Genomic DNA, 18622 nt, shown 5'->3' with positions numbered 1-18622 from the left:
GCGGCACGGGTGGGCGCAGCGGCACCCCGCTCCGCCGGGCTGCGCACCCACCCGCCCCCAGCCCACACGCCGAGCACCGTTCACCCCCGCAGCACCACAGCCTGCCCCGCCACCACCAACAGCACATGCTCACACTCGTCCGCGAACCCCGCGTTCAACCGCCCGAGTTCATCCCGATACCGCCGCCCCGACGCGGTCGACGGCACGATCCCCGACCCCACCTCGTTCGACACGGCCACAACCCTCCGCCGAGTCGACCGCACCGCTTCCGTCAACTCCCGCACCCGCTCCCGCAACGCCTTCTCCCCCCGCTCCGCCCACACCGCGTCGTCCCACGCCCCCGCCGCGTCCATCGCATCCGTCAGCCACAACGACAGACAGTCGATCAGCAACGGCGGCCCCTCCGCCTCCAGCAACGGCACCAGATCGCAGGTCTCGACCGTCCGCCACGACCCCGGCCGCCGCTCCCGGTGCGCGGCCACCCGCGCCGACCACTCGGTGTCCCCGTTCCGCGACCCGCCCGTCGCCACGTACAGCACGTCCGGAAAGGCCTCCAGCCTCCGCTCGGCCTCCACCGACTTGCCCGACCGCGCCCCGCCCAGCACCAGCGTCCGCCGCGGCAGGTCCGGCACGTCCTCGTACACCCCCACCGCCAGCGTCGTCCCGTCCGGCACGGCCCGCGCCCCGGCCGCCGCGAGCCGCCGCGCGAGCTCAGGACCGGGCGGCACGTCGTGGTCCAGATGGACGGCGACCACATCGGTCGTCGGCCCCACCGCGCCCACCGCCCGCAGTTTCGCCAGCGCGTCCGGCCGCCCCACGACGTCCGCGAGCACCATGTCGTACGACTCGGCCGGCTCCTCCAGCCCCGCCGGCGCCCCGCCGGGCGGCAGGTACAGCAGCCGCTGCCCCTCCGGCCCGGTCACCGCGTACCCCGTGCCCGGCGCGTCCATCGCCACCGCCCGTACCCGGTGCCCCGTCAGCAGCGTCAACTCCCGCCCGTCCGGCACCCGTCCGGGTTGCGGCAGCCCGGCCGGCACCTCGACCGCAGGCCCGTTGTGCGGGTGCGACAGCAGCACCTGCCGTACGCCGGTCAGGGAACGGCCCGCCCGCGCCGCCGCGAACGCGGCCCCGGGCGTCAGGTCGAGCAGCAGCGCCCCGTCCAGCAGCAGCGCGGTGGCCGCCCGCGCGTCGGGGCCGAGGGCAGCCGCACAGGCCGCGCAGGGACAGTCGGGGCGGGGGAGTCCCGCGGGGGCGCCGGTGCCGAGCAGAGTCAGTTCCACGCCCCGATTCTCACCCGCGAGCATGGGACATGCGTTGTGGAGACGCCCCGACAGGGGCGCGGGCCGTATCGATATGCGGCTCCGCCGCGCGGGCGCGACCAGCTCCACACGACCCGCACGCGCCCAACCACCCGCACTCCCGCAAGGCCTATAACGCCGAACCCAGCGGAGCGCTTAGGCTCTGGACAGGAGCCGGACCAAGATCCGGCTTCCGCTGTGCAGTGTGCTCACACACATGGGAGGCGTACATGGCGGCATGGACGTGGCGGTTCGAGAAGACCGACGGGACGGAGATCCAGCCCGCGGTGCCGCCGGAGGAGTTCCCCACCCAGGGGGACGCCGAGTCCTGGATCGGGGAGCACTGGAAGGCCCTGCTGGAAGGCGGCGCCGACCAGGTGCGGCTGTTCGAGGACGCCACGGAGATCTACGGGCCGATGAGCCTGCACGCGGCCGACGCGTGAGCCCCCGGGGCGGGGGCCCACGGCCCTCGCCCCACCCCGAGGGGGTGGGCGTGTCAGCCGCGCACGCCGCACAGGTGGAGCAGCGCCGCCACCCCGCGGTACGGATCCGTCCGCCCGGCCTTCTCCTCCACCGCGAGCAGTGTCTCCACGTCGGCCGGGACATCGGCGCCGTCCGCCGCCGTGTCCGTGAACACGCGCACCCCGTACCAGGCGTGCAGCGGCGCCCCGATCCCGGCGAGCGTCGACGTCAGGTCCTTCAGCCGGTCGGCCCGTACGTCCAGCCCCAGGCGGATGGGGGTCCCCCCGTTCGAGTCTGTTCGAGAATGGGGGAGGTAGGAGACCGTGTCGAACGCGGCCAGCGCGCCCGCCCAGTCGCCGGACAGCCCCGGCCGGATCGCGAGCGCGTCCCCGTTGCGCACGAGCAGGGACAGCAGCCCGCCGGGCGCGAGCATCCGGGCCAGGCCCGCCAGCAGCGGGTCGGGCTCCTCCACGTACATCAGGACGCCGTGGCACAGGACCACGTCGAAACTGCCCGGCAGGAAGTGCACGCCGGTGTCCCGGCCGTCGCCCTCGATGATCCGCATCCGCTCCCGGATGCCCTCCGGTTCCCCGGCGAGGGACTCCCGGGCCACGGCGATCATCTTCGCGTCCTGCTCCAGACCGGTCACCTGGTGCCCGGCCCGGGCCAGCCGCAGCGCCTGCGTGCCCTGGCCCATGCCCACGTCGAGCACCCGCAGCCGCTGCCCGACCGGGAACCGCCCGACGATCTGCTCGTCCAGCTGGCGGGTCACCAGCTCCTGCCGGACGACATCGCGCAGCCCGCCCAGCTTGTCCAGCCAGGCATCCGCCGCGCCCCCGGAGAACGACGTCGCGGTCAGGGCCGCTCTCCGCGCTTGACCTGCGGCTTCGGCAGCCGGAGCCGGCGCATCTGGAGAGAGCGCATCAGGGCGTAGGCGACGGCGCCGCGCCGGTTCTCACCCGCGAAGCGCTCGTTCAGCTGCTTCTTCAGGCGGAACGCCGTGACGAACGAGTCGAGCACGATCAGCACGATCACCACGAGCCACAGCAGCAGCGCGATGTTCTGCAGCGCGGCCACCCGCACCATGCTCAGCACGAGGATGACGACGGCCATCGGCAGGAAGAACTCCGCGATGTTGAACCGCGAGTCGACGAAGTCGCGCGCGAACCGGCGGACCGGCCCCTTGTCACGCGCGGGCAGGTACCGCTCGTCGCCGCTCGCCAGCGCCTGGCGCTGGCGCTCCAGCGCGCTGCGGCGCTCCTCGCGCTGCCGCTTGGCGGCCTCCTTCCGCGTCATCGACGTGTTGGCGACGCTGCGGCGCTGGGACTGGGCCTCACTGCGCTTGGGCGTGGGCCTGCCCTTCGGGGCCTGCGGGTCGCGGGGCTGCTTGGAGAAGTTCACCGGCGCCTTGTCGGCGGCCTGGGCCTTCTCATCCTTCGCACGGCTACGGAACACAAAACCCAAGGGTAAGGGCTTCCCGGGCATGGACCCCAGTCCCATGGGGAACGATCCGGCAACACCAGTCGTCAGTAAGGGGACAGAGGGGACGTTGTGTACGCACCCGGTCGTTCCCCGGAGGTACGTCTCCGGTTACCGGGGGTATCCCCGGTGACCCCGGGGACCACCTACTCCCTACGCCGGAGCGGGCGCGTGCTCAGTCGTCCTTGGGGATGAGCGCATCCGTCCCCGAACAGTGCGGTAATGGATGCAGGGCCCGTACTGTGGGTTCTGTCGCAGGAGCTGGAGCCGGAGTCGGTCAGAAGGGGGCGCGCGAAGCCCATGAGCGGTGTCATGAAGCGTATGGGGATGATCTTCCGCGCGAAGGCGAACAAGGCCCTTGACCGGGCCGAGGACCCGCGCGAGACCCTCGATTACTCGTACCAGAAGCAGCTGGAGCTGCTCCAGAAGGTCCGCCGCGGCGTCGCCGACGTGGCGACCTCGCGCAAGCGCCTGGAACTCCAGCTGAACCAGTTGCAGTCCCAGTCCACCAAGCTGGAGGACCAGGGCCGCAAGGCGCTCGCGCTGGGCCGTGAGGACCTGGCCCGCGAAGCGCTGTCCCGCCGTGCCGCCCTCCAGCAGCAGGTGACCGACCTGGAGACCCAGCACGCGACGCTCCAGGGCGAGGAGGAGAAGCTCACCCTCGCGGCCCAGCGGCTCCAGGCCAAGGTCGACGCCTTCCGTACGAAGAAGGAGACCATCAAGGCGACGTACACGGCGGCCCAGGCGCAGACCCGGATCGGCGAGGCCTTCTCCGGCATCTCCGAGGAGATGGGCGACGTCGGCCTGGCGATTCAGCGCGCCGAGGACAAGACGGCCCAGCTCCAGGCGCGCGCCGGCGCGATCGACGAGCTGCTCGCCTCCGGCGCCCTCGACGACCAGTCCGGCATGCACAAGGACGACATCCAGGCCGAGCTGGACCGGCTCTCCGGTGGTACGGATGTAGAGCTGGAACTTCAGCGGATGAAGGCCGAGCTGGCCGGAGGTTCGAGCGCCGGGCAGCAGGCCCTCGAAGGTGGCACGAGCCAGCAGCAGTCCCAGCAGCAGCCGCAGGACACCCCGCGCTTCGACAAGCAGTAGGGGCCCACGCCTAGGAGGGCGACATGATCGTACGGATCATGGGGGAGGGCCAGGTGAGGCTGGCCGACGGCCACCTCGCCGAACTGAACAAGCTGGACGACGAGCTCCTGGCGGAAATGGAGAACGGCGACGGCCCCGGCTTCCGGCGCACCATCCAGGCCCTGCTGACCAGGGTCCGAGACCTGGGCGACCCCCTCCCGGACGACTCCCTGGAACCCTCGGACCTGATCCTCCCCTCTGCGGACGCGACGCTGGAGGATGTCCGGGAGCTCCTCAGCGACGACGGCTTGATTCCGGGTTCGTGATCCGCGGGCAATCGTGCCTCCCCCAGTGCCTCAAGGGCCTGGGAGGTGCCCCCAGGGCGGCACGGGTGGGCGCGGGCGGCACCCCGCCACGCCGGGTTGCGCAGTCGCCCCGCCCCCAGCCTCAACGCCGAGCACCTCACACCCGGCCCTTTGCCCCCGGCCCCCATACCCCCGCACACCCACCCCGGCTACCGTGAACCCCCGTGAGCACCCTCCAGCGGGTCAAATGCCAGGCCAAAGCACATCCCCTGGCCATGGACGCCGTCCTGGCCGCAGCCGTCCTGGTCTGCATGGTCGCCGGCTCGTTCGTCGAACCCCGCCACCGTGACAGCGTCAGCTGGGCCCTGCGCACCCCCGACCCCCTCAGCCTCGTCCTCATGGCCCTCGGCGCCGCCGCCCTGGTCTTCCGCCGCCGCGCCCCGATGACCGTCCTCGCCCTCACCGGCGCCGTCTCCGTCATCGAATCCGTCACCGGTGACCCCCGCGCCCCCGTCGCCATGTCCGCGGTCATCGCCCTGTACACCGTCGCCTCCACCACCGACCGCCCCACCACCTGGCGCGTCGGCCTGCTCACCATGACCGTGCTGACCGGCTCCGCCATGGCCGCCGGCAGCCTGCCCTGGTACGCCCAGGAGAACCTCGCGATCTTCGCCTGGACCGGCATCGGCGCCACCGCCGGCGACGCCGTCCGCAGCCGCCGCGCCTTCGTCCAGGCCATCCGCGAACGCGCCGAACGCGCCGAACGCACCCGCGAGGAGGAGGCCCGCCGCCGGGTCGCCGAGGAGCGGCTGCGGATCGCCCGCGACCTGCACGACGTCGTCGCCCACCACATCGCCCTGGTCAACGTCCAGGCCGGAGTCGCCGCACACGTCATGGACAAGCGCCCCGACCAGGCCAAGGAGGCCCTCGCCCACGTCCGCGAGGCCAGCCGCTCCGCGCTCAACGAACTCCGCGCCACCGTCGGCCTGCTCCGCCAGTCCGGTGACCCCGAGGCCCCCACCGAACCCGCCCCCGGCCTGGACCGCCTCGACGAACTCACCGGCACCTTCCGCAACGCCGGCCTGCACATCGAGGTCGCCCGCGCCGACCAGGGCACCACCCTCCCCGCGGCCGTCGACCTGGCCGCCTACCGGATCATCCAGGAGGCCCTCACCAACGTGCAGAAGCACGCCGGAACACAGGCCAAGGCCGAGGTCAGCGTCGTACGGGTCGGACCGAACATCGAGATCACCGTCCTCGACGACGGCACCGGCGAGAACGAGACCCGGGACGACAACGGCGGCGGGCACGGGCTGCTCGGCATGCGGGAACGCGTCACCGCCCTGCGCGGCACCCTCACCACCGGTCCCCGTTACGGCGGCGGTTTCCGCGTCCATGCGATCCTGCCGGTCAAGAACCGCACACCCGGGGAGGACCCCGCATGACGATCCGTGTCCTGCTCGCCGACGACCAGGCGCTGCTCCGCAGCGCCTTTCGCGTACTCGTCGACTCCGAGCCCGACATGGAGGTGGTGGGCGAGGCCTCCGACGGCCTGGAAGCGGCGCGGATGACGAAGGAGCTGCGCGCCGACGTCGTCCTCATGGACATCCGGATGCCGGGCACCGACGGTCTCGCGGCGACCCGCATGATCAGCGCCGACCCCGACCTCGCCGACGTCCGGGTGGTCATCCTGACGACGTTCGAGGTCGACGACTACGTCGTGCAGTCGCTGCGCGCCGGTGCCTCCGGCTTCCTCGGCAAGGGCTCCGAGCCCGAGGAACTGCTGAACGCCATCCGGATCGCGGCCGGCGGCCAGGCCCTGTTGTCCCCGGCGGCCACCACCGGTCTGATCTCCCGCTTCCTCGCCCAGCAGGACCCGGCCGACGACGACCGCGACCCGGCCCGGGGCGAGCGGCTCGACTCGCTCACCGTCCGGGAGCGCGAGGTGCTGGTCCAGGTCGCGGGCGGCCACTCCAACGATGAGATCGCCGAGCGGCTGGAGGTCAGCCCGCTGACGGTGAAGACGCACGTCAATCGGGCCATGGCCAAGCTGGGCGCCCGGGACCGGGCCCAGCTGGTGGTCATCGCCTACGAATCCGGCCTGGTCCGTCCAAGGGTGGAGTGAGCTCTACCCCGGCGTACTGCGGCCGGAGTATGCGCCGCATAAGGAACGGGACTTGGGGCCTACGGATCGGGCCCCGCCGATGGCTCAGGGTGTAAGGGCGGGCGCTCATCTGCGCGCCCGCTGCCGCTTCTGCCGCTAAACAGAAGAGAGACCCTGACCCATGTCCTGGCTGTCGAGATTCAGCCTCGCGCAACGGGCCCTGATAGGGCTGATGTCGATCATCGCGCTCGTCTTCGGGGCGATCGCGATACCCCAGCTCAAGCAGCAGCTGCTGCCCACCATCGAACTGCCCATGGTGTCCGTGCTGGCGCCCTACCAGGGCGCGTCCCCGGACGTGGTCGAGAAGCAGGTCGTCGAGCCCATCGAGGACAGCCTCGAAGCCGTCGACGGCATCAGCGGCGTGACCTCCACCGCCACCGAGGGCAACGCCGTGATCATGGCGTCCTTCGACTACGGCAACGGCACCGAGCAGCTCGTCGCCGACGTCCAGCAGGCCGTCAACCGGGCCCGCGTCCAGCTCCCGGACGACGTGGACCCGCAGGTCGTCGCCGGTTCCACGGACGACATCCCGACCGTCGTCCTCGCCGTCACCTCCGGCCGGGACCAGCAGGCCCTGGCCGACCAGCTCGACAAGACCGTCGTGCCGGACCTGAAGAGCATCGACGGCGTCGGCCAGGTCACCGTCGACGGTGTACGGGACGTTCAGGTCTCCGTCACGCCCGACGAGGCGAAGCTCGCGAAGGCGGGCCTCACCTCGCAGTCCGTCGCCCAGGCGCTCCAGGCGGGCGGCGCGACCGTCCCGGCCGGCTCCTTCGACGAGGGCGGCGCCAACCGCACGGTCCAGGTCGGCGGCGGCCTCACCTCGCTGAAGCAGATCCAGGACCTGATGGTCACGGGCGAGCCCGGCAAGGGCAAGCCGGTGCGCCTCGGCGACGTCGCCACGGTGAAGCAGCAGGAGGCCCCGGCCGACTCCATCACCCGCACCGACGGCAGGCCCAGCCTCGCCGTCACCGTCACCATGGACCGCGACGGCAGCGCGGTCGCGATCTCCGACGCCGTCCAGGACAAGCTGCCCGACCTGCGCAAGGACCTCGGCTCCGGCGCGACCCTCACGGTCGTCAGCGACCAGGGCCCGGCCGTGTCGAAGTCCATCAAGGGCCTCACCACCGAGGGCGCGCTCGGACTGCTCTTCGCGGTCCTGGTGATCCTGGTCTTCCTGGCCTCGATCCGCTCCACCCTGGTGACCGCGGTGTCCATCCCGCTGTCCGTGGTCCTCGCCCTGATCGTGCTGTGGACCCGCGACCTGTCGCTGAACGTCCTCACACTGGGCGCGCTGACCATCGCCATCGGCCGGGTCGTCGACGACTCGATCGTGGTCCTGGAGAACATCAAGCGGCACCTCGGCTACGGCGAGGAGCGCCACTCCGCCATCCTCAACGCCGTGCGCGAGGTCGCGGGCGCGGTGACGTCCTCGACGCTCACCACGGTCGCGGTATTCCTGCCGATCGGCCTGGTCGGAGGCATGGTGGGCGAGCTGTTCGGCTCCTTCAGCCTCACCGTCACGGCCGCGCTGCTGGCGTCCTTGCTCGTCTCCCTGACGGTCGTGCCGGTCCTGTCGTACTGGTTCCTGCGGCCCCCGAAGGGCACCCCGGAGGACGCGGACGAGGCCCGCCGGCTCGCCGAGGAGAAGGAGGCCAGGAGCCGCCTGCAGCGCATCTACGTCCCGGTCCTGCGCTTCGCGACCCGCCGCCGGCTCACCAGTGTGGCCCTCGCGATCGTCGTCCTGGTCGGCACGTTCGGCATGGCGCCGCTGCTGAAGACGAACTTCTTCGACCAGGGCGAGGTCGAGGTCCTCACCGTCAAGCAGGAACTGAAGCCCGGCACCAGCCTGGAGGCGACCGACGCCCAGGCCAAGAAGGTCGAGCGGCTCCTCGACGGCACCGAGGGCGTGAAGGACTACCAGGTCACGGTCGGCTCGTCCGGCTTCATGGCGGCCTTCGGCGGCGGTACGGACACCAACCAGGCCTCGTACCAGGTGATGCTGGACGACTCGGCGTCGTACGAGGACGTCCAGGACAGCATCGAGAAGGGTCTGGCCGGGCTGAAGGGCATCGGCACGACCACCATCTCCGCCGGTGACGGCTTCGGCGCCCAGGACCTCAGCGTGGTCGTGAAGGCCGCCGACGCCGACGTCCTGCGCACGGCGTCCGAGGAGGTCCGCAAGACGGTCGCCTCGCTCGACGACGTCACGGACGTCACCAGCGACCTGGCGACCAGCGTGCCGCGCATCTCCGTGAAGGCCAACGACAAGGCGGCCGCGGCCGGTTTCAACGACCAGACCCTCGGCGCCGCCGTCGCCCAGGCCGTCCGCGGCACTCCGGCCGCCAAGGCCGTCCTGGACGACACCGAGCGCGACGTCGTCATCCGCTCGGCCAAGCCCGCGACGACGCTGAAACAGCTCCAGGACCTGCGCCTGGGCCCGGTGAAGCTCGGCGACATCGCGACGGTGAAGCTGGTCGACGGCCCGGTGTCGATGACTCGTATCGACGGCCAGCGCGCGGCCACCATCACCGCGAAGCCGACCGGCGACAACACGGGCGCGGTGAGCACCAAGCTCCAGTCGAAGATCAACGCGCTGAAGCTCCCCGACGGCGCCACGGCGTCGATCGGCGGTGTCTCCGAGGACCAGGACGAGGCGTTCGCCAACCTGGGCCTGGCGATGCTGGCGGCCATCGCGATCGTCTTCATGCTGCTGGTCGGCACCTTCCGGTCGCTGGTCCAGCCGCTGATCCTGCTCGTCTCCATCCCGTTCGCGGCCACCGGCGCGATCGGCCTGCTGGTGGCCACCGGCACGCCGATGGGCGTCCCCGCGATGATCGGCATGCTGATGCTGATCGGCATCGTGGTGACGAACGCGATCGTGCTGATCGACCTGATCAACCAGTACCGCAAGCAGGGCTACGGCGTCGTCGAGGCCGTGATCGAGGGCGGCCGGCACCGCCTGCGCCCGATCCTCATGACGGCCCTGGCGACGATCTTCGCCCTGCTCCCGATGGCCCTCGGCATCACCGGCGAGGGCGGCTTCATCGCCCAGCCGCTGGCCGTGGTCGTGATCGGCGGCCTGGTGACGTCGACCCTGCTGACACTGCTGCTGGTGCCCACGCTGTACGCGATGTTCGAACTCCGCAAGGAGCGCCGGGCGAAGAAGCGGGCGGCGAAGCGGCAGGCGAAGGCGCAGACGTCGTCGGAGGAGGTGCCGGAACCGGCCGGCGTCTGACGGCCGGCGAGGCGATGACGGCCGGGTCCCTGCGGGGGCCCGGCCGTTTCCGCCGTTGTACGGCTAGGCGCCGTCCTGGGGCTGGGTGAGGGACTGGATGAGGCGCAGCCAGGGGGCGGGGTCTTGACCCGGGCGAGCGCTGAGCGCGGCCAGTTCGGTGAGGAGGCGGGTACGGGTCTCCGGCGGGGCGTCGGCGACCGGGGCGTCGGGGGCGGGAACCTCGCCCTCGCCGGTGAGCAGGGTGGCGGCCTGCGCATGGGCGCGGGAGGACAACGCGTCGCCGTAGACGTCCAGTTCGAGGGCGGAGGCAGCTGTCAGGGCCGCGGCGTCCCCATCGGCGACGGCCCGCTCGACGTACCGCTGGAGGCTCTCCCGCTTCTGGACCCGCTCGTAGGCGGTGTCGATGCCCTCCGTCCGGGCCATGTGGACCAGGGCGCTGTGCGCGGCCGAGCCGATGTCCTGGAGAACGGCGTCCGCGTGCTCGTCGAGGAGGAAGTCGGCGTTCTCCTGGAAGAAGAGCCGCGATGCCTTCAAGGGTTCGCGGTCCACCCAGTCCAGGACGGCGTCCTCCACGTGCAGGCGCCGGAAGACGGGGGCGGCCCCCTCGGAGAGGATGCGCAGGCGCAGCGCGATGTGCTGATCGGCGACGAACGTGAACACCGCGCGCTCCGCCAGGGCCGCCGACGCCTCGTCCGAGCTCAGCACATCGGCGTGGCGGGTCCAGAAATCATGGCTCTCGGACCACGTGGCCGCCTCCAGCCACGCGTCCACCGCCGTCAGGACCTCCGCGCGGATCCGTATCCAGTCCGGCAGGGCGGTGGAGGTCTCGTGCCGCCACACCTCCTCGAACAGAGAGAGACGGTCCGGGTCTTCCTGGATGAAGGTGCGCAGCTTGTCGCGTACGCGTACGGCGATGCTGTCGGGCACTTCATCGGTGTCCCTGACGAGCACACCGATGAGCCGCCGCAGGCCGGCGGCCTTGGACGCCCGGTCGGGGAGCCGGAGCTGGAAGACCCCGCACTCGCTCTCGACCAAGTGTCCGGCGCCCGGGTGGTCCCGGGCGATGGCGCAGGTGGTGTCCGAGAAGAGCCGGAGGGCCTCGTCCACGTCACCGGAACGGGCCAGTTGGTCGGCGAGGTTGTTGAGCGATGTGACGAGGCCGGAGAAATGCGCAGCGGGGTTCGTGCGGACGAGTTCGAGCCGGAGTTCGAAGGACTCGCGGGCGGAGCCCACGGCGGCTCGGTCCTCTCCGTTCTCGGCCAGGCGGAGGGCGAGGCCGTAGAGGGCCTGGGCGAGGCCGGGGAGGTGAGCGGCCCGGTTGGTGCCGGTGAGTTCGGTGTAGAGGTGGACGGCTTCGCGTGCGGTCGTCAGGGCGGCAGGGTGGTCTCCGTTGTCGGCCAGGTGGCTGGCGAGGTTGTTGAGGGCCATGGCGAAGTCGGGGAGGTGGGCGGCCCGGTTGGTGCCGGTGACTTCGGTGTAGATCTGGACGGCTTCGCGGGAGGTCGCGAGGGCCGCCTCCCGGTCCCCGGTCCGGGTCAGGTAGCCGGCGAGGTTGCTCAGGGTGCCCGCGAGCCCGGGTAGGTGCGCGGCGGGATGGGCCCGGGCGAGTTCTCGCTTGATGCAGACGGACTCCCGGGCCGTCTCCAGGGCGGCTGCCGCGTCTGAGGTGTCGGCCAGGTGGCTGGCGAGGTTGTTGAGGGCGAAGGCGAGGCCGGGCAGGTAGGCGGCGGGGTCGGCCTCGGCAAGTACACGCCGGATGCCGACGGATTCCCGGGCGGGCTCGATGGCGGACTGCGGGGAACCGTTCCGGGACAGGTGGCCGGCGAGGTTGTTGAGGGCCATGGCCAGGGCCGGGAGATGGGCGGTGGGATTGCCCTCAGCGAGTTCACGCCGGATGTCTACGGCTTCCTCGATGGTCTCGACGGCGGCCTGACGGTCTCCGTTCCGGGCGAGGCCGGCGGCGAGAGTGTTGAGCGAGGTGGCCAGGTCGGGGAGGTGCGCGGTGGGGTTGACGCGCACGAGTTCGCGGTGGATACGGACGGCTTCCTGGGCGGGGCCGATGGCGCCTTGGAGGTCTCCGTTGTCGGCCAGACGGATGGCGAGGTTGTTGAGGGCATGGGCGAGGCCGGGCAGGTGGGTGACGGGGTCGGTGCGGGCCAGCCGGGTGTAGAGGTGGGCGGCTTCTTGGGCGGCCGTGAGGGCGGCCGGGTGGTCTCCGTTGCCGGCCAAAAGCATGGCGAAGTTGTGTACAGAGGACGCGAGTTCGGCGAGGTGTGCGGCCGGGTCGGCCCGGGCGAGGTCGCATCGGATGCGGACGGCTCGGTCAGCCGTCTCCAGCGCGGCTCGGTGGTCTCCGCTGTCGGCCAGCCGGCCGGCGAGCGTGTGCAGGGCGGCGGCGAGACCGGGGAGATGAGCGGACGGGTCGGCCTCGGCAAGTCCGGCGTGGAGCTGGACGGCCTCCCGGGCGGTTGTGAGGGCGGCTCGGGAGTCTCCGTTGTTGGCCAGGTGGTTGGACAGATGGGTGAGGGCCCTGGCGAGGTCGCGCTGGTGGGCGGCCGGGTCGGTGCGGGCGAGTTCACGCCGGACGGTGACGGACTCCAGGCCGGCTTCCAGGGCCGCCCGGTCGTCTCCGGCCCACGCCAGGAGCGCGCCGAACTCGTTGAGGGAGGCGGCCAGGTCGGGGAGGAGGCCGGGATCGGTCCGGGCGACCTCGCGGCGGATACGGACGGCCATGCTCAAGGGCTCGATGGCGGCCTGCCGGGCGCCGGACAGGTTCAGCGTCGCGGCGATGTTGAAGAGGGAGGAGGCGAAGACGGCGCCGTGTGTCCCGGGATCGGCCTCGGCCAGCCCGGAGAACAGTTCGGCCGCCTCGTAGGACAGGGCGAGGGCGGTCTCGTGGCGGCCTTCCACGGACAGGAAGGCCGCCAGGTCGTGCAGCGCCACCGCGAGCAACGGCAACGCCTTCCCGTCCCACTCGACGATTGCGCGCAGCATGTCGATGCCCGGCTGACCGGCCCACACCGCGTGCCGCGGCAGCCACATCAGGAGATACGGATCGACGGCGCTCCAGTCCCCGACCCGCGCGTCCCGCCGGACCAGATCCACGACCGTCCGGCACACCACCAGCCCCGCGCCGGCACCCCCGGGTCCGCCACGCCCCCGCAGATGCGTCACGAACTCCCGGTGATACAGCCGGTACACGGCCTGGGATTCCGCGCCGTCCTCGACGATGTACCGCCCGTACGCGGACAGCACCCAGTGCACGTCATCCTCGTCGTAGACGGCATCTCCCAGCGCGGAGGCCACCGCCTCCCATACCCCGCCCGCCGGCATGCCGTGCCCGGCAGCCCAGGCCAGTGCCGTCAGCAGGTCCCGCGCCGCCGAGGCAAGTTCCGTACCGTCGTCCCGCACACGCACCGGCCCCGACCGCAGGTCCTCCTCGAACGCGGCCTCGACGGACTCCGGCAGCCCGGCCAGCAGATCGGACTCCCGCACCACGCCCTCCCGGAGCCGGGAGATGAGAAAACCCGTCACCAGCCGGGCGAACAGGAAACCCCCGTCGGCCTCGGTGGCCCGCTCCGCCAGTGCTCCGGCGACCCGCGAGCCGTCGACCTCCGCCGCCTCGCACCGCCGCCGCACGTACGCGGCGATGTCCGCCCGCGTGTCCGGCTCCCGCTCCAGGTCCACGGTGACGACCCCCATCCCGATATAGCGCTGGAGCGCCTGGGGAAGCGTCTCCCCGTTGGCGAGCTTGCTCAGGAACGGCCGCTCCCGCGAGCCGACCAGCACCGGGAGCATCCGGCTCAGCGGGAACACCAGCTCCTCGATCACCTCCTGCGTGTGTTCGGCCGGCACTTCGTCCAGGCCGTCGAGCACGACGACCGGAGGTACGGGAAGCTCCCGCAGCGCGGCCCGGAACGCGTCCACACTCCTCGGCTGGTCGAGCCGCAGCCGCGCCGCCAGCTCCGCGGCCGCCCGCAAGGCATCCAACCCCCGCAGATGCACCGCCGCGAACGACCGCGGATCCCGCACCCCGGGGTCCGGGTCGCCACCCCTCAGCGCCTCCTGCCGTTCCGCCTCCTGCCGTGCCTGCGGGTCCGCGAGCGTGGCGATACGGCCCAGAACGGCCGACTTGCCGCACCCCGCTGGGCCGGTCACGAGGAACAGCCCGGGATCGCCCGTCTCCAGCCACGCGACGATGCGGCCGAGCACCCGTCGCCGCCCGGTGAAGAACCACCCCTCCTCCCGGTGCCCCACACCTCGCGCCGCGAGCACCAGATGCTCCACGAGCGCGGCTGGGGCGCCCGGCTCGGACCTGGGGTTGGGAAATGCCGGGCGCTCGTCCCCGACCGTGACCTTCTGCGGCGTCTGGCCGTCCGCATCCCACTGGCTGCGTACGGCGGCCATCAGGTCGGCGCCGGTGACCAGCTCGTTGTGCACGCTCCAAGCGGAGAGGTAGCGGTCCGTGCGCGGTCCCTCGGCCAGCGCTCTCGCCACCGCCTCCAGCAGCGGGCCGTACCCCTCGGAGAGTTCACCGGCCCGACAACTCGCCATCGCGCCCAGCCACTTCGAGCGGCCCTCCGGCAGCGAGGTCCGTCCCAGATGCTCCAGGGCGGTCTCCACGCCCGGCGCCAGGCCGGCCCCCGCATGGCAGGTGTCCACGAGGAGCAGGATCTGGTCGGCGCCGGAGGCCAAGGCCGTGCCGACGAGCTGCTGTGCCGTGACGCCGTGGTCCCGCAGCAGCATCGTCCGCTCGGAGGGGTCCCCCGTGAGCTTCAGGTCGCCCAGCACCAGCCGGAGGTCCCGGCCGTCCACCAGCTCGCCGTGGCCCGACCAGAGGATCAGCGCGGGACCGTTGCCTCCCTCCCGCCGCCAGAAGGCGCGCCACTCCTCCTTCTCCCGCTTGAAGGCCGCCAGGTCGGGGTCCTCATGCTGCCCGATCACCCGGACCGCGAATCCGAGGCGCCGCAGCCGTTGCGCGATCCTGAGCATCTGCTCGCGCGCCCCGGCCAGCCGCCGGGAGACGGGCGCGCCCTCGTACGACTCGCACACCACGCACAGCGCGGTGGCCGTGAAGGGACCGGTGGCCGCCGAGGACGCGGAGCGGCCGGGCACCTCGCTCACGCCCCGCCACCGGCCCGGGAGTCGCGGCCCAGCACCAGCACGAGCGCCGTCACCGTCTCCCCCGGGGCATGCCGCGCCCCCACCTCCAGCCGGTGCGCCCCGGCACCCAGCCCGCGAAGCGCCGCCGCATACCGCCCCCCGCCCCGATTGCGCAGGGGACGCCATCCGTCCCCGCCGTCTACCCGCACCCCCACCGCCAGCTCCTCGAACCCCGGCACGTCTCGAGGGACCGACACCTCGACCTCGCACAGCTCGCCCTCGGCCACCACCTCCGGGACCCGCACTCCGAGAGCCGCCTCCCTCCTCTCCGGCCCCCGGTGCACACGCGGCTCCGGCGTGAGCCAGCCCCACAGCGCCTGCCGTACGGCGGGGTTGTTCTGCAGCGAGCCGTGCTGCTCCCACGGGGTGCACGCGGGCCGTCGCACCCCGGCGACGTGCGCACTGGACAGACACGGCACCCGGCCGTCACCGCCCTCGTCCTCGCCCTCGATGGTGAACAGCGGCGCCAGCCGATCGCCCCCGTCGAACTCGGCCGTCGTCGGCGTCGGCTGGAGCACCCCGCCGACCGGCAGGTACTCCACCGCGTACGCCGTCCCCGCGGCCGGCTCGCGCAAGGCGCAGTGGAAGGTCTGCGCGTCCTTCAGCAACTCCTCGTCCACGCCCGGCAGACCGGTGACCTCCCACGCGCAGCGCAGTGCCGGGGCCCCTGCCAGGCATGCGTAGTCCGGGGCGAGCTGATGCAGCGACGGCAGGCTGCGCGCGAAGGACGACAGGGCCGGCCCGACGAGCCGGCCGAGGCCCCGCCGCGCGCCGTTGACCAGGTACAGCAGCGCGTCCAGCGAGCCTCGGTAGGGCGTCCCCAGCGTGATCACCCGCCGTGTGATCTCCGCCCCGCCACCCTGCTCGACGTACTGCCGGGCCACCAGCCCGCCCATGGAGTGGCACACGAAGACGGCCTTGGCGTCCGCCCGCCCGGGTGCCGTTTGCCGCCAGCGGCCGAGCTCCTGAGCCACCCGCTCGCCGAGCCTGGCCGCGTTGTAGCGGCAGGACAGGCGCCAGTCGTAGGAGAAGGCGATCAGGTTGGCGGGGGTTCGCGGGTCCTCGTCCGGCAGGCGTCTGCGGAGGGTGAAGTGCCGCTCCAGCCAGTCCAGCAGGTCGGTGTAGCCCTCGACGAGCGATGACAACCCCGGCAGGCCGTGCACGTCAGGTATGACCCCGACGGGCCGTACGCCGTCCCCCGGATGGTCGTCGAGCAGCCCGGCCGGGAGGGCCAGCGCCGTGACGGAGCCCCCGAACGTCCTGATTCCCCGTAAGAGAGCCCGGCCCGAGAGCCCCCACACCTCACGGCCGTCCGCGTCCGCCAGCCGGCTCCCCATGATTCCCGGCACCACGACCACGAGGTCGTCGACCCGGCCACGCCGCGTTGCCAATCTCGCCCCCGAGCATGCACGTGCTGTGAGGAGACCAGGTTAGTGACGAGGAGACGAAAAGGTGCCCCTTCCGTTCGGAAGGGGCACCCCTCTCACCGCTGCTGACGCCTCACGGCCGCTTACGGCAGCGCCAGCATCCGCTCCAGGGCCAGCTTCGCGAACGCCTCGGTCTCCTTGTCCACCTCGATGCGGTTGACCAGGTTGCCCTCGGCCAGCGACTCCAGGGTCCAGACCAGGTGGGGGAGGTCGATGCGGTTCATGGTCGAGCAGAAGCAGACCGTCTTGTCGAGGAAGACGATCTCCTTGCCCTCCGGAGCGAAACGGTTCGCCAGGCGGCGGACCAGGTTCAGCTCCGTGCCGATGGCCCACTTGGAGCCGGCCGGGGCGGCCTCCAGGGCCTTGATGATGTACTCCGTCGAGCCGACGTAGTCCGCCGCGGCCACGACCTCATGCTTGCACTCGGGGTGGACCAGGACGTTCACGCCCGGGATGCGCTCGCGCACGTCGTTCACCGAGTCCAGGCTGAAGCGGCCGTGCACCGAGCAGTGGCCGCGCCACAGGATCATCTTCGCGGCGCGCAGCTCGTCGGCCGTCAGCCCGCCGTTCGGCTTGTGCGGGTTGTAGACGACGCAGTCCTCCAGGGACATGCCCATGTCCCGCACGGCCGTGTTCCGGCCGAGGTGCTGGTCGGGCAGGAAGAGCACCTTCTCACCCTGCTCGAAGGCCCAGTCCAGGGCCCGCTTGGCGTTCGAGGAGGTGCAGATGGTGCCGCCGTGCTTGCCCGTGAACGCCTTGATGTCGGCGGACGAGTTCATGTACGAGACGGGCACGACCTGCTCGGCTATCCCGGCCTCGGTCAGCACGTCCCAGCACTCGGCGACCTGCTCGGCCGTCGCCATGTCGGCCATCGAGCAGCCGGCGGCGAGGTCGGGCAGGACGACCTTCTGGTCGTCGGACGTCAGGATGTCCGCGGACTCCGCCATGAAGTGCACACCGCAGAACACGATGTACTCGGCCTCCGGACGCGCCGCCGCGTCCCGGGCCAGCTTGAAGGAGTCCCCCGTGACGTCGGCGAACTGGATGACCTCGTCGCGCTGGTAGTGGTGGCCGAGCACGAAGACCTTGTCCCCGAGCTTCTCCTTCGCCTTGCGGGCGCGCTCCACCAGGTCCGGGTCGGACGGCGAGGGCAGGTCGCCGGGACACTCCACGCCGCGCTCGCTCCTGGGGTCGGCCTCACGGCCGAGGAGCAGCAGGGCGAGGGGCGTCGGCTGTACGTCGAGCTCCTGGGTTTGGGCGGTGGTCACGACACGCACCCTTTCTGTTCCGCGACTTTTCGTCGATTTGACGCTATCTATCATAACCGCTTCACGTCACTTTGACGATGGCCATAGCGTCTGTGTGACGTGAATCCCGGTGAGCCGCCGTTCATTCCCGGGAAGGCCGGGAAAGAGCCGTTTTCCGGTTCCGGGCGCGTGTGCGAGCATGAAGAGGAGCCGAGATCGAGCGCCCGGCCCGGAATGAATCCGAGGCCCCGCCGGTTGCACCCGTCGGCAAGCAGTCTCCGTACAACCCGGGAGAGATGTAGATGTCCGTATCGGACGAGACCAGCACCGTCACCGACGGCATCATCCTGACCGACGCCGCCGCGTCCAAGGTCAAGGCGCTGCTCGACCAGGAAGGCCGCGAGGACCTCGCGCTGCGCGTCGCCGTCCAGCCCGGCGGCTGCTCCGGCCTGCGCTACCAGCTCTTCTTCGACGAGCGTTCGCTCGACGGCGACGTGGAGAAGGACTTCGGCGGTGTGAAGGTCGTCACCGACCGCATGAGCGCCCCCTACCTGGGCGGTGCCACGATCGACTTCGTCGACACGATCGAGAAGCAGGGTTTCACGATCGACAACCCGAACGCGACGGGCTCCTGCGCCTGCGGCGACTCCTTCAGCTGAGCCTGCCTAGCAGCTGAGCCTGCAGAGCGGCTGAGCCCGCCGAGCCGCTTCCCGCGGCCGCGGACATGACGAAGGCGGCGGCCCCCTCCGAGGGGGACCGCCG

At 71.7% G+C, this 18622-nt stretch carries 13 protein-coding genes; 7 read left to right on the top strand and 6 right to left on the bottom strand.

The annotated features are described in order from the left end of the window. Positions 1-80: 80 nt before the first annotated feature. Complete coding sequence (locus tag QF034_RS10805) at positions 81-1280, bottom strand: bifunctional adenosylcobinamide kinase/adenosylcobinamide-phosphate guanylyltransferase (RefSeq protein WP_307174725.1); 1200 nt, start codon at positions 1278-1280, stop codon at positions 81-83. A 248-nt stretch (positions 1281-1528) separates the two neighbouring features. On the opposite strand from QF034_RS10805, the gene QF034_RS10800 reads away from it, so the two are divergent. After that, complete coding sequence (locus QF034_RS10800; protein ID WP_307174724.1) at positions 1529-1741, top strand: hypothetical protein; 213 nt, start codon at positions 1529-1531, stop codon at positions 1739-1741. Between the two features lie 53 nt (positions 1742-1794). Here the strand turns inward: QF034_RS10800 and QF034_RS10795 are convergent, their stop codons facing one another. Together QF034_RS10795 and QF034_RS10790 are read right to left on the bottom strand one after the other, a co-directional pair. After that, complete coding sequence (locus tag QF034_RS10795) at positions 1795-2532, bottom strand: class I SAM-dependent methyltransferase (RefSeq protein WP_307174723.1); 738 nt, start codon at positions 2530-2532, stop codon at positions 1795-1797. 83 nt (positions 2533-2615) lie between these two features. After that, positions 2616-3215 carry a DUF3043 domain-containing protein gene (locus QF034_RS10790; protein ID WP_020275853.1) on the bottom strand — a complete coding sequence of 200 codons (600 nt, stop codon included), beginning with the start codon at positions 3213-3215 and terminating at the stop codon, positions 2616-2618. A gap of 336 nt (positions 3216-3551) precedes the next feature. Between QF034_RS10790 and QF034_RS10785 the strand changes: the two genes are divergently transcribed. From QF034_RS10785 to QF034_RS10765, 5 genes are all read left to right on the top strand, one after another. Then, positions 3552-4337, top strand: a complete 786-nt coding sequence (locus tag QF034_RS10785) for a PspA/IM30 family protein (protein ID WP_086565214.1) — start codon at positions 3552-3554, stop codon at positions 4335-4337. Positions 4338-4360: 23 nt separating this feature from the next. Then, positions 4361-4642 (top strand): PspA-associated protein PspAA, encoded by a 282-nt coding sequence (pspAA, locus tag QF034_RS10780; protein ID WP_307174722.1) that lies wholly within the window; start codon positions 4361-4363, stop codon positions 4640-4642. A 203-nt stretch (positions 4643-4845) separates the two neighbouring features. Continuing rightward, the gene (locus tag QF034_RS10775; RefSeq protein ID WP_307174721.1) at positions 4846-6066 is read left to right on the top strand and encodes a sensor histidine kinase; all 1221 of its coding nucleotides are present in this window, start codon (positions 4846-4848) and stop codon (positions 6064-6066) included. Then, positions 6063-6746 (top strand): response regulator, encoded by a 684-nt coding sequence (locus tag QF034_RS10770; RefSeq protein WP_307174720.1) that lies wholly within the window; start codon positions 6063-6065, stop codon positions 6744-6746. Before QF034_RS10775 ends, QF034_RS10770 begins: the two co-directional genes overlap by 4 nt. Positions 6747-6906: 160 nt before the next feature. Next, positions 6907-10023, top strand: coding sequence for an efflux RND transporter permease subunit (locus QF034_RS10765; RefSeq protein ID WP_307174719.1), 3117 nt, complete (start codon positions 6907-6909; stop codon positions 10021-10023). 63 nt (positions 10024-10086) lie between these two features. On the opposite strand, the gene QF034_RS10760 is transcribed toward QF034_RS10765, so the two are convergent. From QF034_RS10760 to nadA, 3 genes are all read right to left on the bottom strand, one after another. Continuing rightward, the gene (locus QF034_RS10760) at positions 10087-15147 is read right to left on the bottom strand and encodes a tetratricopeptide repeat protein (protein WP_307174718.1); all 5061 of its coding nucleotides are present in this window, start codon (positions 15145-15147) and stop codon (positions 10087-10089) included. Then, positions 15144-16577 carry an alpha/beta hydrolase gene (locus tag QF034_RS10755; RefSeq protein WP_307174717.1) on the bottom strand — a complete coding sequence of 478 codons (1434 nt, stop codon included), beginning with the start codon at positions 16575-16577 and terminating at the stop codon, positions 15144-15146. Before QF034_RS10755 ends, QF034_RS10760 begins: the two co-directional genes overlap by 4 nt. A 119-nt stretch (positions 16578-16696) precedes the next feature. Continuing rightward, complete coding sequence (nadA, locus tag QF034_RS10750) at positions 16697-17881, bottom strand: quinolinate synthase NadA (RefSeq protein WP_086561380.1); 1185 nt, start codon at positions 17879-17881, stop codon at positions 16697-16699. Positions 17882-18162: 281 nt separating this feature from the next. On the opposite strand from nadA, the gene QF034_RS10745 reads away from it, so the two are divergent. Further along, on the top strand, positions 18163-18519 hold the full coding sequence (locus QF034_RS10745) for a HesB/IscA family protein (protein ID WP_306967610.1): 357 nt from the start codon (positions 18163-18165) through the stop codon (positions 18517-18519). The last annotated feature ends 103 nt before the right edge of the window (positions 18520-18622 follow it).

Source organism: Streptomyces africanus, assembly GCF_030816955.1.
Taxonomy (GTDB): domain Bacteria; phylum Actinomycetota; class Actinomycetes; order Streptomycetales; family Streptomycetaceae; genus Streptomyces; species Streptomyces africanus.
The sequence above is the reverse complement of the archived record's forward strand: the minus strand, read 5'-3'. Positions and strand labels throughout refer to the sequence as shown.